Source organism: Burkholderia sp. BCC1996, from assembly GCF_905339955.1.
In the GTDB taxonomy this organism is placed as follows: Bacteria; Pseudomonadota; Gammaproteobacteria; order Burkholderiales; family Burkholderiaceae; genus Burkholderia.
Genome location: NZ_CAJPHM010000001.1, coordinates 435,562 through 453,468 on the forward strand (window position 1 = coordinate 435,562; position 17,907 = coordinate 453,468).

Sequence of the window (17,907 nt, forward strand, 5' to 3'; positions counted from 1 at the left end):
GGGGCGGCGCTCAGCTCTTCGGCAAACCCGGCGGATTCGTGCGCGACTGGTCGATCGCTTCGGACGCGAGGTTCCAGCGGTCGAGGATCTGCTGATAGCGGCCGGTCTTGATCAACCCGTTCAGCGCGACCGTCAGCGGATCGGCGAGCCCGCTGCCGCGGCGCGTCGCGATCGCGATGTCGGCCGTGCGCGGCCAGCCGCCGCTGATCGCGCCGACGAGCCGTGTCTTGCCCTGCTGCGCGCTCTGGTAGGCGAGCACCGAGTTCACGCTGAACACCGCATCGGCGCGGCCCGACTGCACGGCGACGATCCGCATCGCCTGGTCGTCGTAGTACTGCACCTGCACCGGTTTCAGGCCGTGCGCGACGTTCTCGCGGTCCCACGCGAGCAGGATCTTTTCCTGGTTGGTGCCGGCGTCGGTCACGATGCGCAGCCCCGCGACGTCCTTCGGCTCGCGGATCGACTGGATCTTGCTGTCGTTGCGCACGTAGAAGCCGACCTGGTCCTTGCGGTAGGTCGAGAAATCGAATTTCTGCTTGCGCTCCTCGGTGACGGTGACGTTCGAGATCACGGCGTCGACCTTCCCCGATTCGAGCGCGAGCGGCCAGTCGGCCCATGCGAGCGGGACGATCTTCAGCTTGCGGCCGAGGCTGTCGGACACCAGCTGGCCGACGTCCGCGTCGAAGCCGATCACCGTGCGCGCGTCGGTCGCATACGTGCTGATCGGCGGCAGGCTCGGCGCGACGCCGATCGTCAGCGTGCCGGCTTCGGCGAACTTGAACGACGCGGGCACCGCGCGCTCGACGGCCGCATCGGCCGTGCCGCGCGGGCGGCCGCGCTGCTCGGGGCTCAGGTCGAAGGTCGCGGCGGCCGCGGCGATCGCGGTCACGCCGATCAGCGCGGCGGCCAGCGTGCGGAGCGCACGCGGCGTGAAGGGTACGGCTCGTTGCATGGATGCGTCCTTGTTGTGTTGTCGTCGGGAGCGAGGGAGCGGAATCGGATGACGCGACGCGTTCAGCGCGGCAGCACCGCTTCGGGCAGCGGCGCCCACAGGTCGGCGAGCGTCGACGTGCGCGACGGATCGGCGAGATCCTTGCCGAAGCGCAGGTGGAAATACGCTTCGGGGTCGATCGACGAGTCGAACAGCCGCGTATAGCCGGTGCGGTCGTACAGCGCCCACGCTTCGGGCTGGCGAAAACCGGTGGTCAGGTACACGCGCCGATAGCCCTGCTGCGCGGCGCGCAGTTCGAGCGCGTCGACGATCAGGCGCGCGAGCCCCTGGCGGCGCAGGTCCGCGCGGGTCCAGATGCGTTTGAGTTCGGCGGTCTGCGCGTCGTAGCGCTTGAATGCGCCGCCGCCGATCGTCTCGCCGTCGCGCAGCAGCAGCACGAACGCGCCTTCGGGCGGCGCGAACAGCTCGGCCGGGTAGCGCGCGAGTTCGTCGCGTGCGGACGCGCGGCTGTCGGGGCGGTACGCGTCGTAGCGCGTCGCGTATTCGTCGATCAGCGCGTCGATCAACGGCTGGGCGCGGACGTCGAGCGGCGTCGTGTCGATGATGCGGTCGTTCGTGGCCATGGGCATCGCGAAGGGCGCGCGATGCGGACGTTCCTGGCGGGGGCGGGGCACATCGCCCGGCCGGTCTGTTCCGTTATCGCGACGCGGTTGTCGTGATGACGGCGGCCGCGGTGCTTCCTGCGCTGCATCCGGCGTGCCGCCGCCGTTTCGAACACGTTAGCGGCGCGGCCGGCAAAGGCGAACGAAGCAATTTCGATAAGGATTTCGCGGGGGGCGTCAGAAGGCTTGCAGGGGGAGTGGGGTGGGGGATGAGCAGCGCATGCGTTGCAGCTCGTGCTCACGCATGCGCGATGCCGAATGACGCTCGACTATGCGGCTCGCACTTCGGCGAGCAGATCCGGATGACGATCCAGAATCCTGAGCAGCTTCACAAGGGCAAGTGGAGGGTTCGTCTTGCCGGTTTCGTAGCGGGAGAACGCATTGACGCCGCCACCGAATATCTCGGCCGCTTCGCGTTGATCCAGCATCAGCTTCTTGCGCACCTTCGCAATGAACCTCGGGTCGACGATGGTCGAATTCACTTGCTTGTTGAACTCGCTGATCGCTTCACCGAGCCGGGTGGCCTCGTCGATATCCAGCACCGACTCGCCGCAGGCCGGACAGAAGTCGCCGGTGATATCGCGAACGACGGTCGAGCGACCCTTGTACGTGTAAGGGATGTCTCGTGTATCACGGATCAGTTTTGCGGCACCGCACGCAGGGCACTTCATTTTCATCGCTCCTTGAACGACACGATCAGCACATCGTCGATCACGGTCAGTTTCAGATATACGTCGCCATTCACGGTGCAACGCCGATAGACGTCCTGCCAGATCGTGTGGTCGGCGTAAGTCGTCATGCTCTTGTAGAAATCGACTGTATCCAGCGACATGACGACACCGATCGCCTCCGTTTCCGTGAAACCCAGTCGGCGGGCCCCGAACACCGCACTCGTCGTCAACCGGACGTTGCCGGTTCCGACGAGTGCCTTGACCCGCGACAGCTTGCAATGAGGCGTGTACTTTTCCATCCGCGATCATAACCAAAAGAGTTAATTTGTCAAGTTGGTTAATGGCGCACGCGTGCGGTCCGCCACCTTTGGCAGACTGCACGGAAAAGAGACGGATTGGTAACTGGCCTATCGGCCAACGCGCGGCGGCGTCGACGCCTCCGCAAGCTGAAACAGGCAATCGCCGCGCTGCACCTGCGCGGGCACGCGCTTGCACACGACTTCGCCGTCGCCCTTGAAGCGGTGCAACACCGGTTCGCGCAGCGGCGTATCGGGGAAGTGCACCCACGCGGCCGGCTGGCCGGCCTTCACGTGGTCGCCGAGTTCGACGAGCGGTTCGTACAGCCCGCGTTCGTACGCGTAGACGAAGTGGCGATCGCCGTCGACGCGCAGGAAGCGCGTGACGGTCGGCGGCGCATCGGGCACGAGTGCGCCGTGCAGCAGGCCGATGTAGCCGAGATAATGCAGCAGCCCGTGGCGGCCGAGCCGGATCAGCGACGGATCGGCCATCCCCGCACCGCCGAGTTCGGTCACGATCGAGATCGCGCCCTGCCGGCGCGCGGCCGAGGCCGAATGCACCGGGTTCGGCGCGTGCAGCAGCGCGTTCGGCAAGCCGAACGCGACGAGCAGCCCGTTGAGCTTCGCCGCTTCGTCGTCGTCGAGCGGGTCGATCGCGAGCATGTTGCCGCCCTGGTACAGCAGCGAGCTGCCGCCCGAATGCAGGTCGACCAGATACTGCGCGCGCGACAGCAGCGCATGCTCGATGTAGTGGGCGATCATCTGCGTCGGCGTGCCGGTCGGGTTGCCGGGAAAGCTGCGGTTCAGGTTGCCTTCGTCGAGCGGCGACACGCGCAGGCCCGCGTCGGCCGCGGGGAAATTGGCCATCGGCAGCAGGATCAGCTGCCCGGTGACGCTCTCCGGGTCGATCTCGCGCATCAGCTGCGACACGATGATCTGGCCTTCGTATTCGTCACCGTGGTTGCCGGCCATCACGAGCGCGACCGGGCCGTCGCCGTTGCGGATCGACGCGATCGGGATCGGCAGCCAGCCGTACGCGGAGCGATGCACGGAATGCGGCAGGCGCAGATAGCCCGCATGCTTGCCTTGCGCATCGAGATCGATTTCGCAGTGGATGGGATTTCGGTGTGAGGAGGAGGCGGTCATGGCGACATCGTTCGGAGAACGGGAATCCGCCATCTTATCGGGAAACGACCGCCGCGCGGCGCGTGGCGCGGCCGATGTCGAGCGCCGTCCGGCGGCCCGTGCGCGAACGCGCGGCAAGCGCAACCGGAGCAGCCGCGCGCGATGTTGCAGCGCTGAAACGCATGCCGGCGTGCGGGGCGGCCGCCTGCGCAAGCCGCGTGTTGCGTCAGCCCCTTGCGGCGACGGGGCCGGCGCGCGAGCGCGTCAGCGGCCCGATGTTTCAGCCTCGATACGGCCTTCTTCCCACAGCGTCCAGAAACGGCTGCCGGCGCGATACGGATTCGCGCGCCGCGCCGCGTGGTCGGTGACGCCCTGGCGAAACGCGCCGTACAGCGTCAGCGGCGGATTGGCGACGCACGCGGCTTCACGCGCCGCGGGCATGCGGCGCTCGGAAACGAGCCGCCGGATCAGCGAGGCACCGTCGATCACGTCCAGTTGATCGATCGTTTCCGCACGGCTGAGAACTTCGACGGTATTCATGAGTGGCCTCCCTGACATCCTGTTTCCCGGTCAAGGAGCAATAAGAGTGCCAACCACGAAATGCCGCGCGCCGTCGCGATCGTGCGGGCTTCTGCAGCGAACGCTACGCGTGGCGCGCGCCGATGTTACGGAACACGTCACGTGACATGGGCGGCCGCGGCGGAACATCTGCGCGCACGCGTCGAACCATGCAAGGCGTTTCCGGAATGAATCGCGGGAAGCGAACGGGCAAGCCGGACAGCGCGGCGGCCGTCGGCGGAAACGAGCGCGCGCTCAGCTCGCGGCCGCGGGCGTCACGCGGCTGCTTCCGGCCGAATAGAAGCGGTAGATCCCCTTGCCGGCCGACTTCGCGTCGTACAGCGCGCTGTCGGCCTGCCGGATCAGTTCGTCGGGCGAGCCGTGCCCGTCGTCGAGCGCGATGCCGATGCTGATCCCGAAAACGACGGTCTCGCCGATCGACAGCGTGTACGGCGCCGAGATCTGCCGGATGATCCGCGCGGCGAGGGCCGAGCACGCCTGCATGGTGGTCGCGTCGAGTGCGACGATGAACTCGTCGCCGCCGACCCGCGCCGCCAGTTCGCCGGGCGGCAGCGTCTTGCCGAGCCGCTCGGCGACCTGCATCAGCACTTCGTCACCGGCCTGGTGGCCGAAGCGGTCGTTGATCGCCTTGAAGCCGTCGAGGTCGAGATACATGACGGCGAGCGCGGGGCTCGGCACGTGCGGCGGGTGCGGCCGGTGCGCGAGCATCCGTTTGAGTTGCGCATGCAACTCGTGGCGGTTCGGCAATCCCGTCAGCGCGTCGTGCCGCGCGAGGTGCCGGATATGCTGCTCGGTCTGGCGGCGCGCGGTGACGTCCTCGACGATGATCACCGCGTTGCCGTCCGGCACGCGGTGGCGCGTGAGTTCGAGCTGGCGGCCGTCGGCGAGCGCGATGTCGAGCGGCTCCGGTTCGTCGTGGTTCAGCCAGAGGTCGCATTGCACGGCGAGACTGGCGCCGTCGGGATCGGTGAGCGCGTTCGCGCCGAGCGCCGCGACGACGTCGGGCAGCGGCGTGTCCAGCATGATCTCGCGCGGCGAGCCGAACAGTTGCGCGGTGCGCCGGTTCGCGACGATCACGCGGCTTTCGCCGTCGATCATGCACAGGCCGTGCGGCATGTAGGTGAGGGCGGCGTCGAAGCGCGCGACGAGTTCGGCGTTGCGCTGGCGTGCGGCGATCAGCGCGACCAGCACGCGGTAATGGCGTTCGACGACCGTACGCATGGCCGCGAGATAGATCACGAGCGGCGGCAGCAGCAGCCATGCGCCGGGCCGCTGGACCAGCAGCGCGCCGACGCCGATCGGCACGACGCCGAGCGTGACCTGCGTCATCGCGAGCCGCGGCAGCGCCGAATTGCGCGACGCGATCCCGCCGAACACGCCGCCCGCGACCATCACGGCCAGCGTGCCGAGCTCGACGTCGGGTGCATCCACGCAGCCCATCACGCCGAGGCCGAGCACGAAGCACGCGGCGAGCGACACGGGCGCATAGCGCCGGGCCCAGTATTCGGCGCGATCGTCGCCGGCGGCACGACGTACCGCATACGCACGTGCGATCGCGAGCCGCGCGGCGAGCAGGCCGACGTCGACGACGAGCCACACGAAACACCAGAGTTGTTGCAGCCGGATCAGCGCGATCGCCGCGACGAACGCGCTGGCGAGGCCGGACAGCGCCATCGGACGCACGTCCTCGAACAGCGTGACGAGCATCGACGGGCGCAGCGCGGCCGTCACGTAGTGATCGCCGCAGGGGGGCGTGGCGAGAAGGGCGTTCAGGAGGCGTGCCTTGACTGCCATGGCTATTTTGACCTCGACACGATGCGGTGCACCGCCGGCCGCCCCGCCCGGCACGGGATGGCCGGCGAACCGGATGCGCACGACATTAACATGAAACATCGGCCGCGAGCGCCGTGCGGGGACGTCGGCGCGTCGTCGTCAACCTCGTCCGCGCGCATCTTGCGGATTCGCCGATGCGCAGGCAGGATCGTTGCAGACGGAACGATCTCGGGCAGCCGCGCGCGGACCGTTTCGGCGCGCGCCGCACGGGGGCCAGCCGATGGCGCACGATCGGCCGGCAGCCACCGATGCGGCCGGCGCGACACCGCGCAGTCGCACGCGTGTGCCGCCCGCGACCGCGCGCCGCAGCTCGTCCGAATCCCGTTATAAGAAATCCAATAAGCAATTCATGCGAGAAATACTATAGGCGATATATCAAAAACAATGCCAGAATGCGCGCCGCTCCGAACGCCGCGACACCCGATCGCCGTCCGAGCCGCATCAGGAGGTTCCCCCCAATGAAAAACCACGGCCTGTCACGGCGGGGTTTTCTGAAAGCCAGCGTGCTGGCGGGCGTCGCGGTCTACGTCGCGCCCATCGGCAGCCGCGCGTTCGCGGCGCTCTTCGAAGAAAAACTCCTCACCCCCGTCAAATGGGATAGCGTCACCGGCATCCCCCAATTCCGCATCGACGGCATCGCGAAGGTCACGGGCTCGAAAGTGTTCGCCCGCGACGTGCGCGCGGCCGACATGCCGCACTGGCCGCAGCAGCAGTCGCACGCGCTGATCCTGCGCGTCACGCAGGCCGACCGCACTTACGAGGGCTTCGACCTGTCGCTGCTCGGCGACGAGCTGAAGCCGGACCGCGTGGTCACGGCCGACGATCTCGCGCGCGACGGCGTCGCGTTCCCGACGTTCTACGGCGACGACATGCTGTTGCCCGCCGGCAAGACGCCCGCGTATCTCGGCCATGCGGTCGCGATCCTGATCTACCACGACTTCGCGCGCTTCCGCTTCGCGAAGAACGCGCTCAAGTTCCGCGACGACGTGATCCGCTACGGCGCGGTCACGGGCCCGCTCGAGCGCGATCCGTGGGGCACCTTCCGCTACGTGCGGGTGGGCGGCAAGACGGCCTACGACGACGATGTCTATTCGAGCCTGAAGGACGCGCCGATCTTTCCGAGCATGATGCGCAAGCACCTGCCGGTCTGGCCGGACGGCAAGGAGCACGGCAAGCTCGACGAGCAGGGGATGTTTCTCGCCGGCCGGATCGCCGCGGAACTCGACCGTCCGTCGGCCGACTGGCTCGTGTTCGACCGCGAGTACAACACGCAGTCGGTCGACACCGCCGCGCTCGAACCCGACAACGCGAACTGCTGGTACGACGCCGCGACGCAGTCGCTGCACCTCGTCGTGCCGACCCAGTCGCCGCTCGAAGTGTCGGAAAACGCGGCCGCGATGGTCGCGAAATGCCGCTTCCCGGTGAAGAAGCTGTTCGTGCATCCGTGCTACACGGTCGGCTACGGTTCGAAGGATCACTTCAACGTGCCGTTCTACGGGCTCGTCTGCGCGCTGTACGCGGACGGCCGCCCCGTGCGGTTCGCGAACGACCGCTACGAGCAGTTCCAGACGTCGCTGAAGCGTCACGCGTTCAGGATGCATTACCGGATCGCGGTCGACCGCAACACGGGCCTGCTGCAATCGTTCAAGGGCGACTTCGAGGCGAACGGCGGCGGGCGCTCGAATTTCTCGCCGTCGGTGGCGATGGTCGGCGCGACGGCCGCGCAATCGATCTACTACTTCCCGAAGAGCGACCTCGCGGCGGTCGCGATCGCGTCGCGCGCGATCGATGCCGGCTCCGCCCGCGGCTACGGCACGCTGCAGAGCATGGCCGCGACCGAGATGGCCGTCGACGAGATCGCCGCGCAACTGAACCTCGATCCGATCGAGTTCCGCCTGCGCAACGCGCTGCGTTCGGGGATGAAGAACACCCAGGGCGCGATTCCCGCCGGCGCGCTGCGCGTCGACGAAGTGCTGGAACGCGCGAGGCAGCATCCGCTGTGGACGCGTCGCGCGGCGCGCAAGGCCGAATTCGAGGCCGCGAACCCGGGCAAGCGCTACGGTGTCGGCTTCGCGTGCGTGCAGAAGGACTTCGGCACGGGCGCCGAGGCATCGTTCGCGAAGGTCGAATTCGACGAGAACGGCAAGGTGTCGCTGCAACACACGGCGGCCGAGATCGGCACCGGGATGTCGACGTCGCAGGCCGTCGCGGTCGCGAAGTGGCTCGGCCGCCCGGCAACCGAGGTGCGCGTCGCGGTGACCGAATGGCCCGACCTGCCGGTCGAGACGAGCGGCGATCCGTACCTGATGTCGCAGGCCGACCAGGATCGCCTGAGCGCGAATCCGCGCTGGTCGCCGGGCTATGCGTCGCCGTCGAGCGCGACCAACTCCGCGTACTACTTCACGCACAGCACGCGCGAAGCCGCGCGCGCGGTGTTCCGCTACGGGCTGTGGCCGGCCGCGATGTCGATCTGGACGCGCGGCCTCGGCGGCGGCCAGGCCGCGCCGTACACGATCCGCATCGAGGACGCGCGCTGGGTCGACGGCAAGCTGAGCGCCGACGGCCTCGAGCCGCTGACGTTCGAGCAGCTCGCGAAGCAGGCGCATGCGCTCGGCCTGCCGACCGGCGCCGTCGTGCACGTGTTCAACCGCTGGCAATGGACCGACGCCGAGTTCGACGTGGGCGGCGCAGTCGAGCGTCTGCCGATCGACGGGCTGTCGCTGCGTGTCGGCGCGCCGAAGACGGGCGCCGACGGCCCGCTGCCAGGCACCGTCGCGCCGGCCGGCGCGACCGCGCTGCGCGGCACGCTGGCGCCGACCGCGAACGGCTATCGCGTGCTGGACCGCAAGCGCGTGTTCATCCCGCCGACGAGCCGCGACAACGCGGCCGTCACGTACTACACGGCGGTCGGCACGCTCGTCGAGCTGGCCGTGCACGAAGCGACCGGCAAGGTCGAGCTGCTCACGCATCACTCGATCATGGAGTGCGGCAACCAGATCTCGCCGCAGCTCGTGTCGGGCCAGCTGCAGGGCGGCCTCGCGATGGGCATCGGCCATGCGCTGCACGAGTACCTGCCGCTCTACGAAGACGGCCCGGGCAACGGCACGTGGAACTTCAACCGCTATCAGCTGCCGCGCGCGAGCGACGTCGCCGTGTGGTCGCAGACGGGCGACATCCTGCCGCCGCTGTCCGAGACCGATCCGCCGAAGGGCGTCGCCGAAGTGGTGATGATTCCCGTCGTCGGCGCGATCGTGAACGGCATCGCGCACGCGATCGGCCATCGTTTCACCGACTTGCCGGTGACCCCGCAAAAGATTCAGGAGGTGCTCGCATGACGACCGCCCAAACCGCCGCGTCGGCCGCGACCGCCAGCGCGGCCGCGACCGCCGCGTCCGCGCCGAACGCGGCTTCGGCCGCGCCGGCATCCGCATCCGCCACCATGCCCGCCGCATCCGCCACAGCTTCGGCCGCCGTCGAGCGTCCGCTCGTGCGCTTTCAGCAGAAGCCGCTGTCATTGAAGATCAACGGCAAGTCCGTCGGCCCTATGCAGGTGCCCGAGGGGCTGATGATGATCGAGTTCCTGCACGAGTACGCGGGCCTCACCGGTTCGCGGCTCGGCTGCGGGCAGGGCATCTGCCACGCATGCGTCGTGATCGTCGACAAGCCGGACGGCACCAGCGAGGAAATGCGCACCTGCATCACCGGCGCGCACTTCTTCCACGGCCGTTCGATCCGCACGATCGAAGGCCACGCGAAGCGCAACGAAGCCGGCGAAGTGGTGGAACTGTCGCCGATCCAGCAGAAGTTCCTCGAGCACTTCAGCTTCCAGTGCGGCTACTGCACGCCGGGTTTCGTCAACGCGGCGACGGTGCTGATCGAGCGGCTGGCGCGCGAGCCGGTCGCGAAGGCCGACGTCGAGCGCGCGATCACCGACGCGCTGAACGCACACCTCTGCCGCTGCACGGGTTACGTCCGCTACTACCAGGCCGTGAAGGACGTGATCCTGACGACGCCGGGACTCGTGAAGGACGCCGCATGAAACGCACATTCGCCCATCGTGCCGCGCGGGCCGCGGGCCTGCCCGCGCTCGCGGCCGCCTGCGCGCTGCTGCTCGCCGCCTGCGGCGGCCACGACGCGCCGGTCTCGAACGCGGCTTCCGGCGCGCCCGGTGCCGACCCGGTCGCGCGCGGCCGCTATCTCGTCAAGGCCGCCGACTGCGCGGCGTGCCACACCGCGAAGGACGGCGCGCCGTTCGCCGGCGGCGCGCCGCTCGAATCGCCGTTCGGCACGTTCTACGGCTCGAACATCACGCCCGACAAGGATCACGGGATCGGCAGCTGGAGCGCGGACGACTTCTACGCCGCGCTGCACGACGGCAAGGCTCCGGCCAAGCGGCTGTATCCGTCGATGCCGTACACGTCGTACCGGCAGCTCACGCGCGCCGATAGCGACGCGATGTACGCGTACCTGAAGACGGTGAAGCCGGTCGCGCAGGAAAACCGCGCGCACGCACTCAAGTTCCCGTACAACCTGCGCTTCGGCATGGTGTTCTGGGACATGGTGTTCCTGCAGGACAGCCTGCCCGACGCGTCGCGCGGCCAGTCCGCCGACTGGCAGCGCGGCCGCTACCTGGCAGGCGCGCTCGGTCACTGTGCGGAATGCCACACGCCGCGTGCGTTCACGGGCCAGCTCGACGGCGCGAAGCCATTCGCGGGCGCGGCGCTCGGCCGCGTGGCCGCACCGGACATCACGCCGGCCGGCCTCGCCGCGCGCGGCTGGACGGGCACCGACCTGCAGACGTTCTTCGGCGTCGGCATCGCGCCGCAAGGCTCGGCGTTCGGCGAAATGTATCCGGTCGTGCACCTGAGCACGCAGTACCTGGCGAAGGACGACCTGCGCGCGCTGTCCGTGTACCTGCTCGGCGATACGCCGCCGGCACCGCAGCCGGTGAAGCCGGTGTCGGCCGACGCCGCGCAGCTCGCGGCCGGCCGCTCGGTGTATCTCGCGGTGTGCGCGGGCTGCCACGGCTTCAACGGCGAAGGCAAGCCGCACGTGGCGGTGCCGATGAACGGCAATTCGACGCTGCGTCAGGGCGACGCGCGCAACCTGCTGGTCGCGATGCTCGACGGCGTCGACGAACAGAAGTTTGCCGGCTACGAAAACCTGCAGCCGATGCCGGGTTTCGCGCACACGCTGAGCGACGACGAACTCGCGCAGCTCGCGAACTACCTGCGTGCGACGTGGGGCGGACAGCCCGCGAGCGTCACGCCGGCCGACGTGAAGGCCATGCGTTGAGCCGTCGAGCGGCAGGGCGGGGCGTCGCGCGCAACGCAGCCGGTTCCCGGCCGTGTTCCCGCGCGATGCCTCGCCCGATTCCGGGAGGCGGTGTTTCAGTAGCCGCCGCCGCCTCCTCCGCCACCACTACCCCCTCCGTTGCCGCCCGCGCCGCCGTAGCGGCTCATGCCGGATCCTTGCGACATCCCGCCGCCCGACGACGTACATCCCGCCGACAGCACCAGCATCAGCGCCGCGACGAGCGCCGCGGCCAATCTTGCCGATTTCATTTCACTCTCCTTGGACCGCGCAGGCCGCGCGGCAGGGCGGTTCGCGTGAACCGGCGACCGCGCGATGACGAAACGTCTCCGTCAGGCGGTTTATTCCATGTTTTTTGGGTATCGGCGCGTCGCGGCATATAGCGACACGAATCGGCGCGCGGGGCGCACGCGCGTCGGGCGGCGCCGTGCTCGCGTAGCGGCGCACGCGCTCACACGAGCACGCAGCCGGGGCGCCCCGGCGATTCGCCGCATGACAGGTAACGGGGGACGGGGGGCCGGAATGTCGCCGTCGCGGCGGCATCCGGTCAACGATAGACGAGATCGGCGCGGCGGTTCTGCGCCCACGAATCTTCGTCGTGGCCGAGCGCGACCGGCTTTTCCTTGCCGAGGCTGACCGCTTCGAGCTGCGTGGCCTGCACGCCCAGCGTTTCGAGCGCGCTCATCACGGCTTGCGACCGGCGTTGGCCGAGCGCGAGGTTGTATTCGGACGTCCCGCGTTCGTCGGTGTTGCCCTGGATCAGCACGCGGCGCGACGGATGGCTGCGCAGGTAGTCGGCGTGCGCCTGCAGCAGCGTCTGGTATTCCGGCTTCACGGAGTACTGGTCGAAATCGAAGTAGACGCTGCGCTTCGCGAGCGGGCTGTTCGGATTGTTCAGATCGTCGGCCGCCACCGTCGCGACCGCTTCGCTCGATGGCGCCGGCGCCATCTCGGCATTCTCGGGCGTTTTCGCCGCGTGGTGGCAACCCGCCAGCAGCGCGAACGCCGCCATGACCGCAAATCGGTTCGTTTTGCTCATCGTGCGTCTCCTGCGGTTGACTGCATGGAAAGCGTGGTGCGGGCGATCTGCCGCATCACGCATGCGGCGAGACGGCACGAAAGCGCCGGTTTCCGCGCGCGATGCGCTTTCGTAAGCCGGCGACGTGCCAGATGAAAGGACGCCGACGCACGGCGCCGCTGCAACAAGATTAGGAAAAATGTCACAGCGTGACCAGTTTCTTCGTCTTTTTCGCGCGGAAACGACGCGGGACGCATTCTTGCTTGCGCGAACGCGCGCAGCATGCGCCGCGCATGCGTGATGCGCCTTTCCGGTGCGGGCGTGTCGCGCGTCGCCGGCGCGCTCAGGACTTGCTGGCGCCCAGCCGATATTCCGATGGCGCAATGCCCATCCAGTCCCGGAATGCACGTCGGAACGCCCGGTCACTGCTCATCCCGATCCGCGCTGCAATGTCGGCCAGGTGCATATCGGTGGACGTGAGCAGATGCTGCGCGGCCTCAAGCTGACAGAGCGCGCGCAAGTCTCCGTACGAGCAGTGTTCGGCTCGCAGGCGCCGACGCAGTGTCGCCGTGCTCATGTGGAACAGCTGAGCCACGGTTTCGCAGCTGGGTGCGTCCCCTCGGTGCTGCAGCGCGTCGAGTAACAGCAGGCGCACCTGATCCGATAATTTGAATTCGGGAATCGCTGCCAGACCGAAATCGAATGGAAAGTAGTCGATGATGGCTTCCAGCTCGGAATACGAACGGACCACCTTATGGTTCAGCAGACGAGCAGGGAAGCTGAACGAGTTGACCGGTTGATCGAAGCGCAGTGGCGCGCCGAACACGTCGATCAGTTGATGCAACGGATCCGGTGGCGGATACGCGAGCGCCACTTCCTTCAGATTCAGCGGGCGGCCGATCAGCCAGGAAAACAGCTGATGGTAGAAATAGAGGCCGGTAAGATCGACCAGTAGCGCGGCATGGTCCCGGCTGCCACGCCGGGTTTCCATCGTGAACTGCGCGGTCGCACCATACTCGACCGTCGCCAGCCGGCCGCCGCGTTCCTCCATGGCTTCGTTGAATCGCGCCGCTCGTTCTACGGCCTTCCCTAAAGTCGAGCAGTGAATCACGCAGTAGCACAGCATGTTGACCGCGAGGATGCCGAGCGGCCGATGCCCGTCGCGCTCGCAGCACCATGTTTCCAGCGTGCCGATGCCATGTCGATACAGCCGCGAAAACTCCGGTGTCGGCAATGCGGCCACCACGCCTTTCAGCACGGCGTCCAGTGGCGTATTGATTCCAGCGCTTCGCCACAGTTCGGGCAGCACGTCGCCGCCCATTTTCCTGAGCTCATTGAGCAAGGGCTGGGCATAACCGATCGGAATCGTGTTCGAGAATTCGCGCTTGTGCATGATGGCCTCATGTCTGAACAGCACATCGAGCTTGTGCTGGCCTGGCACACGCGTCAAGCATTGATCGTTTTTGTCCGGTGGATTGCCTGTTTCCAGCCTTGGTTGGTGGTTCGCACTGTCATTAAATGGCACCTCATATCTCGACCAGGCTCGGTGCCGATATCGCCATCGACGCCCCTGATCCTCGTGAGGAGACTGACATGGTGTACTACGACCCCTACGACCGGGAACTGATGAAAAATCCTTGGGACGCGTATCGCCAATTGCGCGATGAGGCTCCCGCCTATTACATGGAAAAGTACGACGCGTGGGTGCTGTCGCGCTTCGACGATATTCAGAAAGCCTCGCTCGATCGGGAGAACTACACGGCGACGGCCGGCATTGCCACGGGCAATCTGCTGCAGAAGCGCCTGATCCCGGACAGCAGTACGTTCATGTCGATGGACCCGCCCGAGCATACCGGCTTTCGTAAAGCGGTTGCCTCCGCCTTCCGTCCGACCGAGGTACAGGCGCGGCTGCCGGCATTCGTCGCCGAGCGCATCGAGAAATACGGCGCACCGCTGCTGAGCCAACGGGAATTCGATGCGGTCAAGGCATTTGCGTTACCGGTCGCGACGGACGTCGCGGCGCACCTGACCGGCATTCCGCTCGAGGACGGACCGATGCTGGTGAAGTGGGTCGAGGTGTTCGAGCCGTTCTTCCACGACATTCCACCGCAGGGTACTTCGGATGCATCGGCGACCAGCGCCGACGCCGCCGGAGGCCAGTTGATCGACTACTTTCTGCGACTGGTGGACCGTCACCGCAAGCAAGGTCCGTCGCCCGACAACGTGATCGGGATGCTGCTTCTGGCAGACATCGACGGGCACCGCCTGGATGACCTGACGATCGCGCAAAACGCGCTGCCGCTTTTCATCGGCGGGATGGAGACGTTTCCCAAGCATTTCGGCAGTCTGTTGTACTGGCTGGCCGAGTTTCCCGAGCAGCGCGCCAAGGTCGCGAGCAATCGCGCACTGTGTGGGAAAGCGGTGGAGGAAGCCATGCGCTTCGATGCGCCCGCTCCAATGCTTGGACGCCGGGCGGTGAATGCCGTGACGTGGCATGGCCACACGATTCAGCCTGGTCAGGCGGTGATGTTCCTTTATCAGGCCGCGAATCGCGACGACCGTACTTTCGAACGCCCGGATGAATTCGACGTCGAACGCGCTTTCATACCGCAGGTTGCGTTTGGATCAGGCATCCACGTATGTCTTGGCATGCACGCGGCTCGGCTGGAAAGCCGAATGATGCTCGAATGGCTGCTGAGCCACGCCCCCGACTACAAGGTGGACAAAACCCGAGCCGTACGTGGCCTGCTTGCCGGCATGCATGGGTTCCGCAGTCTCTTCATCGAGGTATGAGCATGAGTCAGGTAGCGCGTGCGTACCACATCGAGCACTACGGCACGATCGACGGCATCCGGATACGACAGCATGATCGACCCAGGCCAGGAGTCAACCAGGTTCTGGTTCGAGTGCGCGCCAATGCGTTGAACTATCGCGACCTTCTGGTCATGCGCGGCATTCCGGTCGGCGCAGATCTGCCGCCGGGGAGAGTGCCGTTGTCGGATGGCGCCGGCGAGGTCGTCGAGGTCGGGGAGAACGTGACGCGTGTGCGTGTCGGCGAGCGCGTTGCCGCGATCTTCCGTCAGGACTGGATCGACGGTGATTACCGGCACGAAGGCGCGCAGACGGACCTCGGCAGCGGCATCGACGGGATGCTTGCTGAATTTGTCGTCCTGGACGAGCAAGGCCTGGTACGCCTGCCGTCGCATCTGTCCTATGAGGAAGGCGCGACGCTTCCAACCGCCGGTGTGACGGCATGGATGGCTATCGTCGGCAAGGGACGGGTGACGGTAGGAGACACAGTGGTGCTGCAGGGAAGCGGCGGCGTTGCGGTGTTCGCGTTGCAGTTCGCCAAGCGCGTCGGCGCCCGAGTCATCATGACCACGTCAAGTGCTGAAAAAGGCGAGCGGCTGAGCGCATTGGGTGCGGACGAGATCGTCAACTACAAGGCATGCCCCGATTGGGCGGACGAGGTCCTGCGACTGACGGACGGTCGCGGCGCCGACGTCGTGGTCGACAGTGGCGGTGGAGGAACGCTCGCCGATTCGTGTGCGGCTGCGCGCATCGGGGGAAGGCTGGTGTTGATGGGATTGCTTGCCCAAGGCGAGGAGGCCGGTACCGTATCCGAATTGTTCTACACGATGTTCGTGCGTGATCTGACCGTCGTCTCGGTACACGCGGGCAGCCGGACAAATTTCGAAGCGATGAACCGAGCCATCGAGCAGCATGGCCTTCGCCCGATCATCGGTGAGCGCTTTCCGTTCGGGCGCGCGCCCGACGCATATCGCTATCTGCAGAGCCAGACGCATCTCGGTAAGGTGGTGATCGGGCATGACGGGTAGGCTGGTCGTTGGGAAGCCCTCGCTATCGATCACACGCTCAGCAAATCGATCCATGTGCCCGGAGCGCCGTATTGATTTCCCGCGGCTTCCCTTATTGGATCGTCGTTGTGTAGCCGGGGAAGGTGGATGACTGCTTTCAGGTGATATCCGCGACCCGCACCTTCCGGTGCGGGCGTATCGCGCGTCGCCGGCGCACTCAGAACTTGTGCCGCAGCCCGAGCGCGACCACGACCTGGTTGCTGTTGGCCGACGGCGTCATGGTCCAGACGGTCGCGTTGAACGCGGGGTTGCCGTTGCCGCCGCTTACGCTTTGATAGACGGCTTCGAGATACGCGTCCGTACGTTTCGAGAACGCGTAGTCCGCCTGCGTGACCACCTGGTTCCATTTCGGGCGCGTCTGGCCCGTGCGCGTGTCGAAACGCCCCATCGTGTACGTGTACGCAGCGGCCATGCTGAACGCCGGCGTGACGAAGTAGCGGCCGTCGACCGTGAAGTTGTCGAACACGAGCGATTCACCCTTCAGCGGGGTGATGCCGCTGCCCTGGAGCACGCCGCTCACGCCGTCGGTGGCCGAGTGCGACCATGCGGCGCCGACCGAATGCGGGCCGAACGCATAACGGCCGGCCAGGGCCCAGATCTGCTGGTTGCCGCCCGTGATCGTCGCCGAGCCGTCGAGCGTGCTCAGTGCGCCGTCCGGATTCGGCGCGTTGCGGTCGCGGCTGATCTTCAGGTAACCGGCGCCGAGCTTCAGCGGCCCGTTCGCATACCCGAGCCCCGCGCTCCACACGGCGTTGTTCGAGAACGCGCCGGCCGTGTTCGAGAATCCGAACATCGCGCCGAGCGTCAGCCCGCGATACGTCGGGCTCGTGTACTTCACCGCATGGTTGATGCGCAGGTTGCGGTTCGAGTCGTCGTTGTCGTACGGATGCACCGCGAGGTTGCCGCCCCAGCCGGGGCCCGACGCGCCGAGCGGCGTCACGAAATCGAGGATCAGGTCGTACTGGCGGCCGAACGTGAGCGTGCCGGCCGTCCGCGAGCTCAGGCCGAGCCACGCCTGACGGCCGAACAGGTCGACGCCTTTCTGCGACAGCTTGCCGGTCGTGCCCGAGAAGCCGTTCTCGAGCGTGAAGACCGCTGCCGTCCCGCCGCCGAGATCCTCGCGGCCGCGCAACCCCCAGCGCGATGCGTTCAACGCGCCGCTCGTCATTGCGACGCTGCCGCTGCCCGGCGAACCGGCGCCTTGCGTACGCTGGTTGGTCGCATAGGTGATCGACGTATCGATCAGGCCGTACAGCGTCACGCTGCTCTGCGCTCGCGCGACGCAGGGAATCAGGAAGCCGGCCGCACAGGCGGCAATCACGCTCAGCGGGAGCGCACCGGTACGACGGCCGCGGCGGGCGGCAAGCGGCACGGCGACGCGCGCGCCGGCGGGCTTGGTTGTTTTATAGGAATGCATATGACTTTTTTCGTTGGTCTCCGGCCCGATCGCCGGTGGGTCGTATCGGCGCGCGGGCCGACGGATCGAGTGGGCATTATTGGAGAACGTGCGACCGGCGATTAAGGCGCTGCACAGGAAAGGTCCTCTGCGGGATCGCGTGGAATCGCGGCGTTTCGACGCG

At 67.0% G+C, this 17,907-nt stretch carries 16 protein-coding genes; 5 read left to right on the forward strand and 11 right to left on the reverse strand.

The features are described 5' to 3' along the window. Nucleotides 1–10: 10 nt before the first annotated feature. The 7 genes from U4Z64_RS01930 to U4Z64_RS01960 all read right to left on the reverse strand — a co-directional run bounded on the left by U4Z64_RS01930 (nt 11) and on the right by U4Z64_RS01960 (nt 6,079). On the reverse strand, nt 11–952 hold the full coding sequence (locus U4Z64_RS01930; RefSeq protein ID WP_044844580.1) for an ABC transporter substrate-binding protein: 942 nt from the start codon (nt 950–952) through the stop codon (nt 11–13). A 62-nt stretch (nt 953–1,014) separates the two neighbouring features. Further along, nucleotides 1,015–1,575, reverse strand: a complete 561-nt coding sequence (locus U4Z64_RS01935) for a GNAT family N-acetyltransferase (protein WP_124484744.1) — start codon at nt 1,573–1,575, stop codon at nt 1,015–1,017. 308 nt (nt 1,576–1,883) lie between these two features. Then, nucleotides 1,884–2,285, reverse strand: a complete 402-nt coding sequence (locus tag U4Z64_RS01940; protein WP_044844637.1) for a type II toxin-antitoxin system MqsA family antitoxin — start codon at nt 2,283–2,285, stop codon at nt 1,884–1,886. A 2-nt stretch (nt 2,286–2,287) separates the two neighbouring features. Next, nucleotides 2,288–2,584, reverse strand: coding sequence for a type II toxin-antitoxin system MqsR family toxin (locus U4Z64_RS01945; protein ID WP_044844578.1), 297 nt, complete (start codon nt 2,582–2,584; stop codon nt 2,288–2,290). A gap of 108 nt (nt 2,585–2,692) precedes the next feature. Then, entirely contained in the window at nt 2,693–3,727 is a 1,035-nt protein-coding gene (locus tag U4Z64_RS01950) for a succinylglutamate desuccinylase/aspartoacylase domain-containing protein (protein ID WP_321795651.1), read from the reverse strand. 243 nt (nt 3,728–3,970) lie between these two features. Further along, nucleotides 3,971–4,246 (reverse strand): hypothetical protein, encoded by a 276-nt coding sequence (locus U4Z64_RS01955; RefSeq protein WP_044844576.1) that lies wholly within the window; start codon nt 4,244–4,246, stop codon nt 3,971–3,973. A gap of 273 nt (nt 4,247–4,519) precedes the next feature. Then, nucleotides 4,520–6,079, reverse strand: coding sequence for a diguanylate cyclase domain-containing protein (locus tag U4Z64_RS01960; protein ID WP_321819094.1), 1,560 nt, complete (start codon nt 6,077–6,079; stop codon nt 4,520–4,522). 497 nt (nt 6,080–6,576) lie between these two features. Between U4Z64_RS01960 and U4Z64_RS01965 the strand changes: the two genes are divergently transcribed. Genes U4Z64_RS01965 through U4Z64_RS01975 form a run of 3 tightly spaced genes read left to right on the forward strand, consistent with a single transcriptional unit; the run spans nt 6,577 to nt 11,413 of the window. Next, nucleotides 6,577–9,453 (forward strand): xanthine dehydrogenase family protein molybdopterin-binding subunit, encoded by a 2,877-nt coding sequence (locus tag U4Z64_RS01965; protein ID WP_321819095.1) that lies wholly within the window; start codon nt 6,577–6,579, stop codon nt 9,451–9,453. After that, nucleotides 9,450–10,157 carry a (2Fe-2S)-binding protein gene (locus tag U4Z64_RS01970; RefSeq protein ID WP_321819096.1) on the forward strand — a complete coding sequence of 236 codons (708 nt, stop codon included), beginning with the start codon at nt 9,450–9,452 and terminating at the stop codon, nt 10,155–10,157. The genes U4Z64_RS01965 and U4Z64_RS01970 overlap by 4 nt, the downstream gene beginning before the upstream one ends. Continuing rightward, entirely contained in the window at nt 10,154–11,413 is a 1,260-nt protein-coding gene (locus U4Z64_RS01975; RefSeq protein WP_321819097.1) for a cytochrome c, read from the forward strand. Before U4Z64_RS01970 ends, U4Z64_RS01975 begins: the two co-directional genes overlap by 4 nt. A gap of 95 nt (nt 11,414–11,508) precedes the next feature. Here U4Z64_RS01975 and U4Z64_RS01980 read toward each other — a convergent pair whose 3' ends face one another. The 3 genes from U4Z64_RS01980 to U4Z64_RS01990 all read right to left on the reverse strand — a co-directional run bounded on the left by U4Z64_RS01980 (nt 11,509) and on the right by U4Z64_RS01990 (nt 13,842). Beyond that, a complete protein-coding gene (locus U4Z64_RS01980) occupies nt 11,509–11,682 on the reverse strand; it encodes a hypothetical protein (RefSeq protein ID WP_185640807.1) in 174 nt (57 codons plus the stop codon). Between the two features lie 296 nt (nt 11,683–11,978). Further along, nucleotides 11,979–12,470 (reverse strand): peptidoglycan-associated lipoprotein Pal, encoded by a 492-nt coding sequence (gene pal, locus U4Z64_RS01985; protein WP_321819098.1) that lies wholly within the window; start codon nt 12,468–12,470, stop codon nt 11,979–11,981. A 322-nt stretch (nt 12,471–12,792) separates the two neighbouring features. Continuing rightward, a complete protein-coding gene (locus U4Z64_RS01990; RefSeq protein WP_321795636.1) occupies nt 12,793–13,842 on the reverse strand; it encodes an AraC family transcriptional regulator in 1,050 nt (349 codons plus the stop codon). Between the two features lie 200 nt (nt 13,843–14,042). Between U4Z64_RS01990 and U4Z64_RS01995 the strand changes: the two genes are divergently transcribed. Together U4Z64_RS01995 and U4Z64_RS02000 are read left to right on the forward strand one after the other, a co-directional pair. After that, nucleotides 14,043–15,242, forward strand: coding sequence for a cytochrome P450 (locus U4Z64_RS01995; RefSeq protein WP_321795634.1), 1,200 nt, complete (start codon nt 14,043–14,045; stop codon nt 15,240–15,242). A gap of 2 nt (nt 15,243–15,244) precedes the next feature. Then, nucleotides 15,245–16,288 carry an NAD(P)-dependent alcohol dehydrogenase gene (locus tag U4Z64_RS02000; RefSeq protein WP_321819099.1) on the forward strand — a complete coding sequence of 348 codons (1,044 nt, stop codon included), beginning with the start codon at nt 15,245–15,247 and terminating at the stop codon, nt 16,286–16,288. 196 nt (nt 16,289–16,484) lie between these two features. Here U4Z64_RS02000 and U4Z64_RS02005 read toward each other — a convergent pair whose 3' ends face one another. Next, nucleotides 16,485–17,744, reverse strand: a complete 1,260-nt coding sequence (locus tag U4Z64_RS02005; RefSeq protein WP_321819100.1) for a porin — start codon at nt 17,742–17,744, stop codon at nt 16,485–16,487. Nucleotides 17,745–17,907 lie beyond the last annotated feature (163 nt).